The organism is Leclercia sp. G3L, from assembly GCF_021117075.1.
In the GTDB taxonomy this organism is placed as follows: Bacteria; Pseudomonadota; Gammaproteobacteria; order Enterobacterales; family Enterobacteriaceae; genus Enterobacter; species Enterobacter adecarboxylatus_C.
Genome location: NZ_CP088265.1, coordinates 974,475 through 990,891, shown reverse-complemented (window position 1 = coordinate 990,891; position 16,417 = coordinate 974,475). Strand labels below are relative to the sequence as shown.

Sequence of the window (16,417 nt, the reverse complement as noted above, 5' to 3'; positions counted from 1 at the left end):
CCTTTTTTTATTTAAATCAGCACTTCACTGTAGCGATCGCGATACTCTTTCGGCGTGGTGTCATACTCTTTTTTAAATACCGAATAGAAATATTGTAGAGAGGGATAACCGCACATCTGCGAAATCTCATGAATCGAAAGCGACGTCGAAATTAGCAGGCTGCGGGCTTTCTCCAGTTTCTCGGCGTGAATCACCGCATGGATCGTCTCGCCCACCTCTTCTTTAAAACGCTTCTCCAGATTTGAACGTGAAATCCCTACCGCATCCAGCACCTGGTCCACTTTGATGCCTTTACAGGCGTGGTTACGAATGTAGTGCATCGCCTGAATCACCGCCGGATCGTTCAGTGAACGGTAATCGGTCGATCGCCGCTCCACAACGCGCATCGGCGGTACCAGCAGCCGTTGCAGCGGCAGGTTTTCATTATCCAGCAGCCGGTGCAGCAGCTTGGCTGCCTGATAGCCCATCTGACGCGTTCCCTGAGCCACGGAGGAGAGCGCCACCCGTGACAGGTAACGCGTTAGTTCCTCATTATCGATACCAATGACGCACAGCTTTTCCGGCACCGGAATGTGCAGATGCTCGCACACCTGTAACACGTGCCGGGCGCGGGCATCGGTCACGGCGATAATCCCGGTCTGCGGCGGCAGGGTTTGCAGCCAGTCGGCGAGACGATTCTGCGCGTGCTGCCAGTTTTCCGGGGCCGTCTCCAGCCCCTGATAGACAACGCCGCGATACTTCTCCTTTGCCACCAGCTGACAGAACGCATACTCACGTTCCGCCGCCCAGCCTTTGCCGCTGGAGACGGGCAGGCCATAAAAGGCGAAGCGGTGTACCCCTTTCTCCTTCAGATGGAGAAAGGCGCTCTCCACCAGAGCGTGGTTGTCGGTCGCGATATAGTGCACGGGAGGGTAATTTTCCGGCTTGTGGTAGGAGCCGCCGACGCCGACGATGGGGACGTCGACATCGACCAGCAGCTGCTGGATAACGGCATCGTCAAAATCTGCGATAACGCCGTCGCCCAGCCACTCTTTAATATTATCGATACGCATCCGGAAATCTTCTTCGATGAAGATATCCCACTCGGACTGCGACGCCTGTAAGTATTCACCCACACCCTCTACGACCTGACGGTCATAAGCTTTATTGGCATTGAATAACAACGTTATGCGGTGACGCTTCTCAAACATGGCGCTCTTTTTCCAGAATCAGTGACAGACGATAAAGCATCCTCAGGCGCGCCTTTTGGTCGCGGAATCCATCCATACTGCCAGCAACAGAATGGCACCCTTAACGATATACTGCCAGAATGTCGGGACGTCCATCATACTCATTCCGTTATCCAGCGATGCCATAATAAAGGCACCCATCACCGCCCCGGCGACGCTGCCGATCCCGCCCGCCAGACTGGTTCCGCCAATGACGCAGGCAGCGATGGCGTCGAGTTCGGCAATGTTCCCTGCCGACGGCGAGCCTGCCCCCAGGCGCGAGCTTAAGATCAGACCCGCCACGGCGACCATCAGGCCATTAATGGCAAAGACCGCGAGCTTGGTGCGCTCAACGTTGATGCCGGACAGGCGCGCGGCTTCGAGGTTGCCGCCGATGGCATAAATGCGCCGACCAAAGGCGGTGCGGGTGGCCATAAACATCCCGGCCAGCAGCAGAACCAGCAGCAGCACCGGCGTCGGCACGCCGCGATAGTCGTTCAGCAGCCAGATCGCCCCGAGGACAATCACCGCCGTCAGCGCCTGGCGTCCGACCACCGAGGTGGATGGCGCCGTGGCTAACCCTAAGGACTGACGACGCATTCTGCTCCGCCACTGCCAGGCAACAAACGCCATCAGGCCAATTGCGCCGAGGCTAAAACCGACCCCGCTGGAGAGATAGCTCTGACCAATCTGCGACATGGAGGCGCTGGTGGGAGAGACGGTGGTGCCGTTGGTCACGCCAATCAGAATGCCGCGGAAGGCCAGCATCCCCGCCAGGGTGACGATAAACGACGGCACTTTACGATAGGCCACCCACCAGCCGTTCCAGGTGCCGAGGAGTAAACCGAGCAGCAGGGTAACCACGATGGTGAGCGGCAGCGGCCAGCCCAGCCAGACGTCGAAAATCGCCGCCAGGCCGCCGAGCAGGCCCATCATCGAACCTACGGAGAGGTCGATCTCCGCCGAGATAATCACAAACACCATCCCCACCGCCAGAATGCCGGTAATAGCGGTCTGACGCAGCAGGTTGGAGACGTTACGGGCGCTGAGGTACGAGCCGTCAGTGGTCCAGGTAAAGAACAGCATAATCGCTACAATGGCGGCAATCATGACAAAGACCTGCAGATTAAGCGCCTTTAACCCTGAAAACAGACCCGATGCGGGCGCCGTGGCTTTTAATTCAGATGGATTGCTTTTCGACATGGCGTTCGCTCCTTAATGCGGCTTCCATCACCTGTTCCTGCGTCAGGTTCTGGTTGTTCAGGTTGGCTTTCAGTTTTCCTTCGTGCATCACCAGCACCCGGTCGCTCAGACCCAGCACTTCAGGCAGCTCTGACGAAATCACAATTACGGCGATACCCTGCTGAACCAGCTGGTTGATCAGCTTGTAGATTTCGTATTTCGCACCGATATCGATCCCGCGGGTGGGTTCATCAAGGATCAGGATGCGCGGGTTGAGCAACAGGCAGCGGGCAAGAATGGCCTTCTGCTGATTGCCGCCGCTAAGACGACCAATGGCGAGATCCGGGGAAGACGTTTTGACCTTCAGCCGTTGAAGGGACTGCAGAATGCAGTGCTGCTCGGCGGCGTCATCAAGGCTGCTTAGCTTTCCGCTGAACTGATCTAAGGCGGCGAGGGTGATATTTTTACCTACCGCCATCACCGGCACGATGCCGTCTTTCTTACGATCTTCCGGCACCATCGCGATGCCGTGGGCAATCGCCTGCTGACAGTTTTTGATATCGACCGGCTGCCCGTCAATAAAGATACGGCCTTCCCAGCGACCGGGCCAGACGCCGAACAGACACTGCACGGCCTCGGTACGCCCGGCGCCGACCAGCCCGGCTATGCCAAGAATTTCACCGCGATGCAGCGAGAAGGAGACGTCGTTCACCCGTTTGATATGACGATTGATCGGATGCCAGGCGGTGAGATGCTCCACGCGTAGCACCTCCTCCCCGAGGGTATGCGGTTCATTTGGGTAGAGCGCAGTGAGCTCCCGGCCCACCATCATAGTAATGATGTCATCCTCGCTCATTCCCTGCGCTTCGCGGGTGCCGATATGCTGCCCGTCGCGAATGACGCAGACCGTGTCCGAAATAGCTTTCACTTCGTTGAGCTTGTGGGAGATGTAAATGCAGGCAATACCGTGGTTTTGCAGGTCACGAATGATGTCCAGCAATACCGCGGTTTCCTGTTCCGTCAGCGAAGCGGTCGGTTCATCGAGGATCAGCAGGCGCACCTGTTTGTTGAGCGCTTTAGCGATCTCCACCAGCTGCTGTTGCCCCAAACCTAACTCGCCCACCCGGGTATCGGGAGAGATCGCCAGGCTCACCTGTGCCAGCAGCTTTTCGCAGCGCAGGGTCATGGTGTCGTAATCCAGCACCCCGTGACGGGCGATCTCGGCGCCGAGGAAGATGTTCTCCAGCACGGTGAGGTGCTTCACCAGCGCCAGCTCCTGGTGAATGATGGCGATGCCTTTGCGTTCGGTATCGCGGATGTGCGTGGCCTGCAGGGTTTCGCCGGAAAAAATAATTTCGCCGTCATAGCTGCCGTGGGGGTAAATGCCGCACAGCACTTTCATTAACGTCGATTTGCCGGAGCCATTTTCACCGCACAGCGAGACGATCTCGCCAGGATTTAAACGCAGACTGACGTTGTCCACGGCCTTCACCGCGCCAAACGCCTTAGTGATGCTTTTCATTTCAAGGAGATAAGACATAACTGCCCCACATGACCCGAAGGAAAACAGTGCAAGTCGATGCGCCCCCGCCAGGCAGGGGCGATGATGGACTACAGTTCGCTTTTTTTATGGAAACCGTCTTTCACAACGGTGGCGTCAATGTTCTCTTTATTGACTTCGATAGGGGTTAACAGTCGGGACGGCACATCTTTCAGGCCATTGTTTAAGCTGGTGTCGGCTTTAGGCTGCTGGTCATTGCCCAGCTCAACGGCAATTTCTGCGGCGGTGGTGGCCAGCTCGGTGATCGGTTTATACACCGTCATGGTCTGGGTGCCGGCCACAATGCGTTTCACCCCGGCCAGGTCTGCATCCTGCCCGGAGATCGCCACTTTTCCGGCCAGCCCCTGAGCGCTTAGCGCCTGAATTGCGCCGCCAGCGGTGGCATCGTTAGACGCGACCACGGCGTCAATTTTGTTATTGTTGGCAGTTAAGGCGTTTTCCATAATTTTCAGTGCGTTTTCTGGCAGCCAGCCATCTGCCCACTGGTCGCCAACCACTTTGATTTTGCCTTCGTCAATGTACGGCTTCAGCACTTTCATCTGCCCGGCGCGGAATAATTTGGCGTTGTTGTCTACTGGCGAGCCGCCCATCAGGAAATAGTTCCCCTGTGGCACTTTCGCTACCAGGCTTTGCGCCTGTAATTCACCGACTTTTTCATTGTCGAAGGAAATATAATAATCGATGTCGGCGTTATTAATCATGCGGTCATAGGCCAATACTTTAATGCCCTCGCGTTTGGCTTCTTTTACCACGTTACTTAAAACCTGACCGTTATAGGGAATAATAACCAGCACATCGACGCCGCGGTTAATCATATTTTCGATTTGCGACATTTGGGTTTCTTCATTGCCATTGGCAGACTGGACAAAAACTTTTGCTCCTAATGCTTCTGCCTTATTGACAAAAATATCGCGATCTTTTTGCCAGCGCTCCAGGCGGAGGTCATCGATCGCCATGCCGATTTTGACTTCTTTTGCATGACTCGCCGTACTCGCCAGCAGCAGCGATGCACAAAGAGTGAGGCACAAGTTCTTTATCTTCATAATTATATTGCCTTTTGTAGGGTTAGGTAACTGAGATAAAAGAAACAATCATTGCAAGAGACGTAGCAAATTCTTAACGGGGAACGGCAGACTGGCAATTACAGATTTTTATCTTCTCGTTATGATATTTGGTTTATTTTCGAATTTATGACCGCGATCTTATTTTAAATTACATAACTTCTTAATTACACATGATTCTGGAATTTACGCTGTGAAATTCCTTTGGCTGCAAATTGATTTTGCGAGCCAGCGCACGTTTGTGCATTCTCTCAATAGCAGTGTGAAATAACGTAATTGAGCAAGCTGCGATCACTATTCACTATTACTCCAGTATCTACTCTTCGCCGCACCCCTGATTATGGAGCTCATTATGCAAGCTTATTTCGATCAACTCGATCGCGTTCGTTATGAAGGCCCGAAATCCTCTAATCCTTTAGCGTTTCGTCATTACAACCCGGACGAGCTGGTGTTGGGTAAGCGCATGGAAGATCATTTGCGTTTCGCCGCCTGCTACTGGCATACCTTCTGCTGGAGCGGGGCCGATATGTTTGGCGTGGGCTCGTTCGATCGTCCCTGGCAGCAGCCGGGCGATGCGCTTGAGCTGGCGAAGCGCAAAGCGGACGTTGCCTTTGAGTTCTTCCACAAGCTGAACGTGCCTTACTACTGCTTCCACGACGTGGACGTCTCCCCGGAAGGCGCCTCGCTGAAAGAGTATCTGAATAACTTTGCGCAGATGGTCGACGTGCTGGCTGAAAAACAGCAGCAGAGCGGCGTGAAGCTGCTGTGGGGCACCGCCAACTGCTTTACCCATCCGCGCTATGGCGCAGGTGCTGCCACCAACCCGGATCCTGAAGTGTTCAGCTGGGCGGCCACCCAGGTCGTGACGGCGATGAACGCGACCCATCAACTGGGCGGCGAAAACTATGTCCTGTGGGGCGGGCGCGAAGGCTACGAAACGCTGCTCAATACCGATTTACGCCAGGAGCGCGAGCAGATTGGCCGCTTCATGCAAATGGTGGTGGAACATAAACACAAAATCGGTTTCCAGGGCACGCTGCTGATTGAGCCGAAACCGCAGGAGCCGACCAAGCACCAGTACGATTACGACGTGGCAACGGTGTACGGCTTCCTCAAGCAGTTCGGTCTGGAAAAAGAGATCAAAGTGAACATCGAAGCCAACCACGCGACCCTGGCCGGCCACTCGTTCCACCACGAGATCGCCTCCGCTATCGCGCTGGGCATTTTCGGCTCCGTGGATGCTAACCGCGGCGATCCGCAGCTGGGCTGGGATACCGATCAGTTCCCGGTCAGCGTGGAAGAAAACGCGCTGGTGATGTACGAAATCATTAAAGCGGGTGGGTTTACCACCGGCGGCCTGAACTTTGACGCCAAAGTGCGCCGTCAGAGTACCGATAAATACGATCTGTTCTATGGTCATATTGGGGCGATGGACACCATGGCGCTGTCGCTGAAAGTGGCCGCCCGCATGATTGAAGACGGCGAGCTGGATAAGCGCGTGGCGAAACGCTATGGCGGCTGGAACAGTGAACTGGGTCAGCAAATTTTGAAAGGCCAGTTATCGCTGACGGAACTGGCGAAGTACGCTGAACAGCATAACCTGGCGCCGCAGCACCAGAGTGGTCATCAGGAGCTGCTGGAAAATCTGGTGAATCATTACCTGTTCGACAAGTAACGGGTATCGCCGGGCGGCGCTACGCTTGCCCGGCCTACAATTTTAAGGAGCCCAGGGCATGTATATCGGGATCGATCTTGGCACATCGGGTGTGAAAGCCATTCTGTTAAATGAACAGGGCGACGTGCTGGCAGCGCAAACAGAAAAATTGCAGGTTTCACGGCCACATCCGCTCTGGTCTGAACAGGATCCTGAAGCCTGGTGGCTGGCAACGGATCGCGCCCTGAAGGCGCTTGGCGAGCAGCACTCGCTGAGGGAAGTCAAAGCCCTGGGCATTGCCGGGCAGATGCATGGCGCTACGCTGCTGGACAAGGACAACCGTGTTTTACGTCCGGCCATTTTATGGAATGACGGCCGCTGCGGTGAAGAGTGTGCCCTGCTGGAAGAACGCGTGCCGACATCCCGGGAGATCACCGGCAACCTGATGATGCCGGGCTTTACCGCACCCAAATTGCTGTGGGTCCAGCGCCACGAGCCCGAGATTTTTAGCCAGGTGGCGAAGGTGCTGCTGCCAAAAGATTATCTGCGTCTGCGGATGACCGGCGAGTACGCCAGCGATATGTCCGATGCGGCAGGCACTATGTGGCTCGACGTCGCTAAACGCGACTGGAGCGAGACGATGCTCGACGCCTGCCATCTCACCCGCGACCATATGCCTGCTCTGTTCGAAGGCTGTGAGCAGACCGGCACGCTGCTGCCGTCGGTCGCGCAACGGTGGGATATGCCGGCCGTTCCGGTCGTGGCGGGGGGCGGTGATAACGCCGCGGGCGCGGTTGGTGTGGGGATGGCCGATGCCGGACAGGCGATGCTGTCGTTGGGCACATCCGGCGTCTACTTTGCCGTCAGCGACGGTTATCGCAGTAACCCTGACAGCGCGGTGCACAGCTTCTGCCATGCGTTACCCGGCAAATGGCATCTGATGTCGGTGATGCTCAGCGCGGCGTCGTGCCTGGACTGGGCGGCAAAACTGACCAGCTTAGGCAGCGTTCCGGCCCTGCTCGATGCTGCGCAGCAGGCCGATGAAAACGCGGGTACCCTCTGGTTCCTGCCCTATCTTTCCGGCGAGCGCACGCCGCATAACAACCCGCAGGCGAAAGGGGTGTTCTTTGGCTTAACCCATCAGCACGGTCCGGCCGAACTGGCGCGCGCCGTACTGGAAGGGGTGGGCTATGCCCTGGCCGACGGTATGGATGTAGTACATGAGTGCGGACTCAAACCGACCAGCATTACGCTGATCGGCGGCGGGGCGCGTAGCCCGTACTGGCGTCAGATGCTGGCGGATATCAGCGGTCAGCAGCTGGATTACCGTACCGGCGGGGATGTCGGGCCTGCGCTGGGTGCTGCGCGTCTGGCGCAGATCGCGATGAATCCGGATAAACCGCTGTCGGCACTGCTGCCACAGCTGGCGCTGGAACAGCAGCACATCCCTGATACCGCGCGTCATGCCCGCTATGCCGGGCAACGCGATGTGTTCCGCAAGATCTATCAGCAGCTTCTGCCATTGATGTCGTGAAACGTTGCCGGGTGGCGTTTCGTTTGCACAGCCTTGTAGGCCCGTGCAAGCGAAGCGCCGCCGGGCAAGCAAGCCGTGCTTAACTCACAAACCTGCGCGTATCAATCCGCTGCAACAGCATAGACAGCAGCAAACTGACCACCAGCGTGGCCGAGAATATCCAGACGATATCCAGCAACGGCCAGCTTTTTAACTCCACGCCACGCGTGCGCAGGGCGTGGATCACCAGCGCGTGAAAACCATAAATCCCCAGTGAGTTACGTGAAATTAACCCCAGTAGCGGCAGGGGGCGTGCATTGAGCGTGTTTTTCACCAGGGTAAATAATGACATCGCGCAGATAAAGACCATCGGGCCGCAGTAGAGATACCAGGTGTCGGCGAAGGTGCCGCGCCACTGCAGCTCATGCAGCGTACCGCGGGAGATGATCGCAACCGCAGCAATAAACAGCGCGGCGCAAATCCCATTCAGCCAGCGTTTACGGGTATCCATCATACCCAGAGCGCGGCCCAGCATACCGTACAGCACGTAATAGAAGGTGTCGCCGTTGATATACAGGTTGATCGGCAGCCATTCAAATCCGCCTATTTTTTGCGAGACGGTGTTGGGGTTGGCCACGATGCCGATCACGATCATCAGCGCCAGCAGCATTTTGCCGTTCGCGCTCTTCACCTGCAGCAGCGGGGAGAGCAGGTAAATGACGATAATGGCGAAGAAAAACCACAGATGATAGAACACCGGCTTTTGCAGCAGGTATTTCACCGACAGCTCGCTGTTAATCGAGGTAAACAGCACGATATAAAGGAACGCCACGGTGCTGTAAAACAGCAGACACAGCCCGATGCGTAAAAAGTGGCGCGGTTGCGCGCTGCGCTCGCCAAAAAAGAGATAGCCGGAGATCATGAAAAACAGCGGCACGCTCACGCGTGAAGCGGAGTTGAGAATATTGGCGATATCCCAGTTAACGAGGCTGACGCTTGCGGCATTGGTGATATACCAGGTCGTGGTATGGATCATCACCACCATTAAACAGGCAATTCCCCGCAGATTATCAATCCAGTTAATTTTTTCCTGCATCCATCCCTCTGTTTTCGCATTAAAAAGAGTCTGACTGTGGTATTGCTAAAGACGCTCACTGGAAAATTCTGAGTTTGCATCGCCCTGCTTGTGCCCGGGCGGTGAGATTCGCAGAATGCCGGGCCATAATCTATAAAGTTTAGAGTTTAAAAATAATAGCCACAGCACAGGGCGGTAATAAAAATGATGATGCGTGCAATGTGGATCCTGATCCCCGCGTTACTGGCCGGCTGCGCGGCTCAGGAGACGTCCCCCGCGCAAAAAGCGCAAACGAAGAAAGTCAGTCCGGTGCGTTCGCTGGACATGGAACAGCTGTGTAAGGATCGGGCGGCTCAGCGCTACAATACCGGTGCGCAAAAAATCGACGTCACCGCATTCGAACAGTTCCAGGGTAGCTATGAAATGCAGGGTTTCACTGCCCGCAATGAGAGTTTCATCTGTTCTTTTGACCCAGAAGGCCATTTTTTACATCTTTCGATGCGTTAAGGCCGTCGCGTCATGAGCTGGCTGTGTCCCGAGGGCGTTGTCAGCTATGCTTATTTCCCAATTTTCCCTAAACAACGCCGTTTCGTACTGTATATCTTGCATCCGACGGGTATACTGATCCCTTCCATTTAAAACCACACGTATCCAGCACGAAATACTATGCAAAAGTTCGATACTAAGACCTTCCAGGGCCTGATCCTGACCTTACAGGATTACTGGGCTCGTCAGGGCTGCACCATTGTTCAACCACTGGACATGGAAGTCGGCGCCGGCACCTCACACCCGATGACCAGCCTGCGCGCGCTGGGGCCAGAGCCAATGGCGACCGCTTATGTGCAGCCATCCCGTCGTCCGACCGATGGTCGCTACGGTGAAAACCCGAACCGCTTACAGCACTACTATCAGTTCCAGGTGGTCATTAAGCCATCACCGGACAATATTCAGGAGCTGTACCTTGGGTCGCTGAAAGAGCTGGGTATGGATCCAACCATCCACGACATCCGTTTCGTGGAAGATAACTGGGAAAACCCAACGCTGGGTGCCTGGGGTCTGGGCTGGGAAGTGTGGCTGAACGGTATGGAAGTGACGCAGTTCACCTACTTCCAGCAGGTTGGCGGTCTGGAATGTAAACCGATCACCGGTGAAATCACCTACGGTCTGGAACGTCTGGCCATGTACATTCAGGGCGTAGACAGCGTTTACGACCTGGTCTGGAGCGACGGCCCGCTGGGTAAAACCACCTACGGCGACGTGTTCCATCAGAACGAAGTGGAGCAATCCACCTATAACTTCGAATACGCGGACGTGGACTTCCTGTTCACCTGCTTCGAGCAGTACGAGAAAGAAGCCCAGCAGCTGCTGGCGCTGGAGACTCCGCTGCCGCTGCCCGCCTACGAGCGTATTCTGAAGGCCGCCCACAGCTTCAACCTGCTGGACGCCCGTAAAGCGATCTCCGTGACTGAACGTCAGCGCTACATTCTGCGTATTCGTACCCTGACCAAAGCCGTTGCAGAAGCTTACTATGCGTCCCGTGAAGCCCTTGGCTTCCCGATGTGCAACCGAAACAAATAAGAGGCGGCCATGTCTGAGAAAACTTTCCTGGTGGAAATCGGCACCGAAGAGCTGCCACCAAAAGCCCTGCGCAGCCTGGCGGAGTCCTTTGCTGCGAACGTGACTGCCGAGCTGGATAACGCTGGCCTCGCACACGGTAAAATCGAATGGTTTGCTGCCCCGCGCCGCCTGGCGCTGAAAGTGGCAAACCTGGCTGCTTCCCAACCCGATCGCGAAGTTGAAAAGCGCGGCCCGGCCATTGCTCAGGCGTTCGACGCTGAAGGCAAGCCGAGCAAAGCGGCAGAAGGCTGGGCGCGTGGTTGCGGGATCACCGTTGACCAGGCCGAGCGTCTGACTACCGACAAAGGCGAATGGCTGCTGTATCGCGCCCATGTGAAGGGCGAGAGCGCAGAAGCGCTGCTGCCGAACATGATCGCCACCTCGCTGGCTAAGCTGCCGATCCCAAAACTGATGCGCTGGGGCGCAAGCGACGTCCACTTCGTGCGTCCGGTTCACACCGTGACCCTGCTGCTGGGCGACACCGTGATCCCTGCCACCATTCTGGGCGTGGCGTCCGATCGCGTGATCCGCGGCCACCGCTTTATGGGCGAGCCGGAGTTCACCATCGACAATGCCGACCAGTATCCTTCAATCCTGCTGGAGCGCGGTAAGGTCATCGCTGACTATGAACAGCGTAAAGCCCGTATTAAAGCGGACGCGGAAGAAGCGGCACGTCAGATTGGCGGTAACGCCGATCTGAGCGAAAGCCTGCTGGAAGAAGTGACCTCGCTGGTGGAATGGCCGGTGGTCCTGACCGCGAAGTTTGAAGAGAAATTCCTGGCGGTACCGGCAGAAGCGCTGGTTCACACCATGAAGGGCGACCAGAAGTACTTCCCGGTCTATGCCAATGACGGCAAATTGCTGCCGAACTTCATCTTCGTGGCCAACATTGAATCAAAAGATCCGATTCAGATTATCTCCGGTAACGAGAAAGTGGTGCGTCCGCGTCTGGCGGATGCCGAGTTCTTCTTTAATACCGACCGTAAAAAGCGTCTGGAAGATCACCTCCCGCGCCTGCAGACCGTGCTGTTCCAGCAGCAGCTGGGTACGCTGCGCGACAAGACCGACCGTATCGCGGAGCTGTCCGGCTGGATCGCCCGTGAAATCGGCGCGGACGTCAACCACGCCACCCGCGCAGGCCTGCTCTCCAAGTGCGACCTGATGACCAACATGGTGTTCGAATTTACCGACACCCAGGGCGTGATGGGCATGCACTATGCGCGTCACGATGGCGAAGCGGAAGACGTAGCTGTCGCGCTGAACGAGCAGTATCAGCCGCGCTTTGCCGGTGACGATCTGCCGTCCAACCCGGTGGCCTGTGCCGTCGCGATTGCCGACAAGATGGACACCCTGGCGGGTATCTTCGGTATCGGTCAGCATCCGAAAGGCGATAAAGACCCGTTTGCGCTGCGTCGTGCTGCGCTGGGCGTGCTGCGCATCATCGTTGAGAAGAACCTCAACCTCGATCTGCAAACCCTGACTGAAGAAGCGGTGCGTCTGTACGGCGACAAGCTGACCAACGCCAACGTGGTAGATGATGTTATCGACTTTATGCTGGGCCGTTTCCGCGCCTGGTATCAGGACGAAGGTTACACCGTCGACACCATCCAGGCGGTGCTGGCGCGTCGTCCGACCCGTCCGGCTGATTTCGATGCCCGTATGAAGGCGGTTTCCCACTTCCGTACCCTGGAAGCGGCGTCTGCTCTGGCGGCGGCCAACAAGCGTGTATCCAATATTCTGGCGAAGTCCGATGAAAAGCTGAACGAGCGTGTCAACGCCGCGACGCTGAAAGAGCCGGAAGAGATCGCCCTGGCGATGCAGGTTGTGGTACTGCGCGACAAGCTGGAGCCGGTCTTCGCGGAAGGTCGCTACCAGGAAGCGCTGGTGGAGCTGGCCGAACTGCGCGACGTGATCGACGCCTTCTTCGAGAAAGTGATGGTGAACGTAGAAGATAAAGATCTGCGTATCAACCGTCTCTCGATGCTCGAAAAACTGCGCGAGCTGTTCCTGCGCGTGGCGGATATTTCCCTGCTGCAGTAATGCGCCCTTTTCCCGGCGGCGCTACGCTTGCACGGGCACCGGGAGTGCTAGAAACCCGCTTCGGCGGGTTTTTTTATGCCGTGCCGTTGAAAATTTAACCTTGAAACGGTCAACAAATTACCGTTATCCTTATCCACGTTAACTTTCTCCCCCTGGAGCGCCCCCCAAAAATGAACAACCACGACTGATGAATTTCGATCCTTGCTAAACGCCACCGCGTCGGCAGGAGATGTTTTGATTTCATTCAGGAGTGCTTATGGCTCATTTTGCGCAATCCCCTTCTTTTATTTTGCATCAGGTCACCTGTCAGTTTGCGACGGGCGATACCCTTTTTGGTCCGCTGAATTTCTCGCTGGAGTCGTCGCTCTGCGCGCTGGTTGGCCGCAACGGCAGCGGTAAGACCCGGCTCCTGCGCCTGCTGGCCGGTCTGGACGAGCCTGCCAGCGGTCATATCGAACGTTTCGGCACGCACAGCTATGTTGCGCAACAGCACGATATTTCTCCGCAAACCACGCTGGCCGGGCTACTTGGCTATGAGGATATCTTTGCGGCCCGGGCGCGGATCGATAGCGGTGATTACCAGCCTGACGATCTGGAGCGCCTGGAGGGTTTCTGGGATATCGCCGAACGGCTGAGCGAGGCATTCAGGGACGCGCAGCTTCCGACGTTTACACCCGACAAACCGGCTTCCGAACTGAGCGGCGGTGAGCGGATTCGCGCTCTGCTTTGCGGCGCGTTTACGGCGAATACGGATTATCTGCTGCTGGATGAACCGACCAACCACCTCGACCGACAGGGGCGGGAGTGGTTTTACGCTCAGCTTGCCCGCCATACCGGCGGCGTGCTGGTCGCATCCCACGATCGTGAGCTGCTGGCGCAGGTGCCGCGCATACTGGAACTCAGCGCTTCCGGTTTGCACAGCTATGGCGGGAATTATGCCGATTATCAGCGTCAGCGGGATGCGGAACAGCAGGCTGCCCGAGCGGCGCTGGATCATGCAACTCACGAGCGCAAACGCACCCGCACACGTCAGCAGAAAGAGCATGACGACAGCCTGCGCCGCTCGGCTAAAACCCTGCGCACGGTGGATACCCTTAATATCGCCTCGTTTGAGCGCGTGAAATATAAAGGGGCGGCAAAGGAGCGTCCAGGCGCATGGCGCAAACAGCATCACGATCAACAGGATGCGTTGAATGCGGCGGTCAATCAGGCGCGGGAGCGGGTCGAAGAGGAAAACCCCGTGATGTTTACCCTGCCGGGCAGCCAGATTGCGGAGGGCAAACAGGTGCTGGTGCTGGACGATCTGGTGCTGCCGTATGTCACAATGCTGCCGCTCACCTGGCGCATGGACGGGCCGAGGCGGGTGGCCCTGCGCGGGCCGAACGGCTGCGGGAAATCTACCCTGCTGAAAGCGATCCTCGGGGAGTGCGCGCCCGTCGCCGGGACCTGCCGCGTGTCGGTCAACACGGCGTACCTCGACCAGCATTTATCGCAGCTGGATCTGACGCAGTCGGTTATCAGCCATCTCAATCTGCACAACACGCCGCTTGAGGAGGGCGTGCTGCGCAGCCGGTTGGCGCAACTCCAGCTGGGTGCCGGGAAAGTTACGCTGCCGCTGGCAGAGCTGAGCGGCGGCGAGCGGTTAAAAGCAGCGCTTGCCTGCGTCCTGTGGCGGGAAGAGGCGACGCAGCTGTTGCTGCTTGATGAACCGACCAACCACCTGGACCTGGCCTCAACGCAGGCTATCGAGGCGGCGCTGGCAGGCTTTGCAGGCGCACTGCTGGTGGTGTCGCATGACGATCATTTTCTGAACGGGCTGAACCTGACGGATGAACTGGTATGGCTGGATGGGGAGTGGCGTGCTGAACGGCGGTGACAAAAACATAAACCCCCGCAAATGCGGGGGCAAAAACAACTTCATTCAGTCAACTGCTTGCGGAGTGCCGGGTTAGCCTGAATCAGACTCATCAGCTTCAGCTCGGTCATAGAGGGCTTCACTCTTTTCGATTCCCACTCCTGAACCATTGCTACGCTGACACCCATTGCTCGGGCGAAATCATCTGTTTTCATCCCTGTCCCTTTGCGTAAGCGCTCAAATTCCGTAAAGGGGTTAGACTTTTGCGAACGGGTCACCGTCTGCGGTACATCTTTAAAAACAATCTGTTCCAGACTGCTTAGCAGATCGAACATAGGATCTTTTAATTCCATTGAGGACTCCTCTTAAATCACACTGCGGGATCGTGAACATAGAGAGCAATTTAAGAATAGTCGCTAAAACTGACAGGAGATCGTAACGTACGTGATTAATTTTGAGAGATACGTTTCGCTCGCTTGTTTTCGGTGTGAGCACCAGTGCTAATGACTTGATTATTCAGTAGCGCAATAGCATCAGGTATATTTTTGTAAATCGTAAGAATTTATATGGCAATAGCCGTTTTACATGAAAAGGGTATCTTGCAGGCCTGACCTGGACTATTCTTGTCAGCGTCGGGCACGCCTGTGCCGGTGTGCGCTTTTTTGGGTGAAAGGAGTAATAACAATGGCGACAGGAAAGCCCTGCTCTCGCTGGTTTGCGCCGCTTGCGGCGTTATTAATGGTGGTTAGCCTGAGTGGGTGTTTCGATAAGGAAGGCGATCAGCGCAAAGCGTTTATCGATTTCCTGCAAAATACTGCGATGCGCAGTGGCGAGCGTTTGCCAACGCTGACTGCGGATCAGAAAAAACAGTTTGGTCCCTTCGTTTCCGACTATGCCATTTTGTACGGCTATTCACAGCAGGTGAATCAGGCGATGGACGCCGGTCTGCGTCCGGTGGTGGACAGCGTGAATGCGATTCGCGTCCCGCAGGACTATGTGACCCAGCGTGAGCCGCTGAGCCAGTCAAACGGCGCACTGGGTGTGCTGGGCCAGCAGCTGCAGAACGCCAAAATGCAGGCCGATGGCGCGCGCTCTGCGCTGAAACAGGGCGAAGACCTGAAACCTGTGTTCGACAAAGTGTATGAAAAGGTGGTGACCAAACCTGCCGATGCGCTGCAGCCACTCATTCCGGCCGCGCAGATCTTCACTCAGCAGCTGGTACAGGTGGCGGATTATATTTCGCAGCAGGGTACCCAGGTAAGCTTTGTCTCGAACGGCATCCAGTTCCCGACCTCGCAGCAGGCCAGCCAGTACAATACGCTGATTGGGCCGCTTGCAGCACAGCACCAGGCGTTTAGCCAGGCCTGGGGCGCGGCGATGGCCGCAACGGAATAACGTCAGACGCGCACATTTCCAGAATAAAAACCCCGCTGAAAAGCGGGTTTTTTATTCTGCCAGAAAATAAAGCTTGTCTTTGATCCCGTAACTATGTTTAATAGTCCTCGTCGGTTTGTTACACAGACCTAAAGCAGTTTAGTTAAGCAGTCCAGATGCGTTATCCTTAGATACCCTTCGTAGTGACCCTTCCTTCATCGCTTAAAAATCTGTAACACATTCCATCATCGCGCCGGAAGGCAAAACAAATTTTTAA

Annotated in this window: 13 protein-coding genes; 7 read left to right on the top strand and 6 right to left on the bottom strand. The window is 56.2% G+C overall.

Features of this window, described 5'->3' with window-relative positions; all coding sequences use genetic code 11:
• Window positions 1-11: 11 nt before the first annotated feature.
• From xylR to xylF, 4 genes are all read right to left on the bottom strand, one after another.
• Entirely contained in the window at window positions 12-1,190 is a 1,179-nt protein-coding gene (gene xylR / locus LRS40_RS06065) for a D-xylose utilization transcriptional activator XylR (RefSeq protein ID WP_142487773.1), read from the bottom strand.
• Window positions 1,191-1,232: 42 nt separating this feature from the next.
• Complete coding sequence (xylH, locus tag LRS40_RS06060; RefSeq protein ID WP_231313320.1) at window positions 1,233-2,411, bottom strand: xylose ABC transporter permease XylH; 1,179 nt, start codon at window positions 2,409-2,411, stop codon at window positions 1,233-1,235.
• Entirely contained in the window at window positions 2,389-3,930 is a 1,542-nt protein-coding gene (locus LRS40_RS06055; RefSeq protein ID WP_231313319.1) for a xylose ABC transporter ATP-binding protein, read from the bottom strand. Before LRS40_RS06055 ends, xylH begins: the two co-directional genes overlap by 23 nt.
• Before the next feature lie 71 nt (window positions 3,931-4,001).
• Window positions 4,002-4,994: a D-xylose ABC transporter substrate-binding protein gene (gene xylF, locus LRS40_RS06050; RefSeq protein WP_142487776.1), complete on the bottom strand. Its 993-nt coding sequence runs from the start codon at window positions 4,992-4,994 to the stop codon at window positions 4,002-4,004.
• 370 nt (window positions 4,995-5,364) lie between these two features.
• Here xylF and xylA point away from each other — a divergent pair, with 370 nt between their 5' ends.
• Window positions 5,365-6,687 carry a xylose isomerase gene (gene xylA, locus LRS40_RS06045; RefSeq protein ID WP_142487777.1) on the top strand — a complete coding sequence of 441 codons (1,323 nt, stop codon included), beginning with the start codon at window positions 5,365-5,367 and terminating at the stop codon, window positions 6,685-6,687.
• Window positions 6,688-6,745: 58 nt separating this feature from the next.
• Entirely contained in the window at window positions 6,746-8,200 is a 1,455-nt protein-coding gene (gene xylB / locus LRS40_RS06040) for a xylulokinase (protein ID WP_231313318.1), read from the top strand.
• 79 nt (window positions 8,201-8,279) lie between these two features.
• On the opposite strand, the gene LRS40_RS06035 is transcribed toward xylB, so the two are convergent.
• Window positions 8,280-9,275, bottom strand: coding sequence for an acyltransferase (locus LRS40_RS06035; RefSeq protein ID WP_231313317.1), 996 nt, complete (start codon window positions 9,273-9,275; stop codon window positions 8,280-8,282).
• Between the two features lie 189 nt (window positions 9,276-9,464).
• Here LRS40_RS06035 and LRS40_RS06030 point away from each other — a divergent pair, with 189 nt between their 5' ends.
• The 4 genes from LRS40_RS06030 to LRS40_RS06015 all read left to right on the top strand — a co-directional run bounded on the left by LRS40_RS06030 (window position 9,465) and on the right by LRS40_RS06015 (window position 14,787).
• Window positions 9,465-9,761: a YsaB family lipoprotein gene (locus LRS40_RS06030; RefSeq protein WP_370462902.1), complete on the top strand. Its 297-nt coding sequence runs from the start codon at window positions 9,465-9,467 to the stop codon at window positions 9,759-9,761.
• Window positions 9,762-9,920: 159 nt separating this feature from the next.
• Window positions 9,921-10,832, top strand: coding sequence for a glycine--tRNA ligase subunit alpha (glyQ, locus tag LRS40_RS06025; RefSeq protein WP_003860141.1), 912 nt, complete (start codon window positions 9,921-9,923; stop codon window positions 10,830-10,832).
• 9 nt (window positions 10,833-10,841) lie between these two features.
• On the top strand, window positions 10,842-12,911 hold the full coding sequence (glyS, locus tag LRS40_RS06020) for a glycine--tRNA ligase subunit beta (protein WP_142487781.1): 2,070 nt from the start codon (window positions 10,842-10,844) through the stop codon (window positions 12,909-12,911).
• Between the two features lie 256 nt (window positions 12,912-13,167).
• Entirely contained in the window at window positions 13,168-14,787 is a 1,620-nt protein-coding gene (locus tag LRS40_RS06015; RefSeq protein WP_142487782.1) for an ATP-binding cassette domain-containing protein, read from the top strand.
• A 41-nt stretch (window positions 14,788-14,828) separates the two neighbouring features.
• On the opposite strand, the gene LRS40_RS06010 is transcribed toward LRS40_RS06015, so the two are convergent.
• The gene (locus LRS40_RS06010) at window positions 14,829-15,119 is read right to left on the bottom strand and encodes an HTH-type transcriptional regulator (protein WP_142487783.1); all 291 of its coding nucleotides are present in this window, start codon (window positions 15,117-15,119) and stop codon (window positions 14,829-14,831) included.
• Between the two features lie 331 nt (window positions 15,120-15,450).
• On the opposite strand from LRS40_RS06010, the gene LRS40_RS06005 reads away from it, so the two are divergent.
• Entirely contained in the window at window positions 15,451-16,161 is a 711-nt protein-coding gene (locus LRS40_RS06005; protein ID WP_142487784.1) for a DUF3053 domain-containing protein, read from the top strand.
• Window positions 16,162-16,417: the final 256 nt, after the last annotated feature.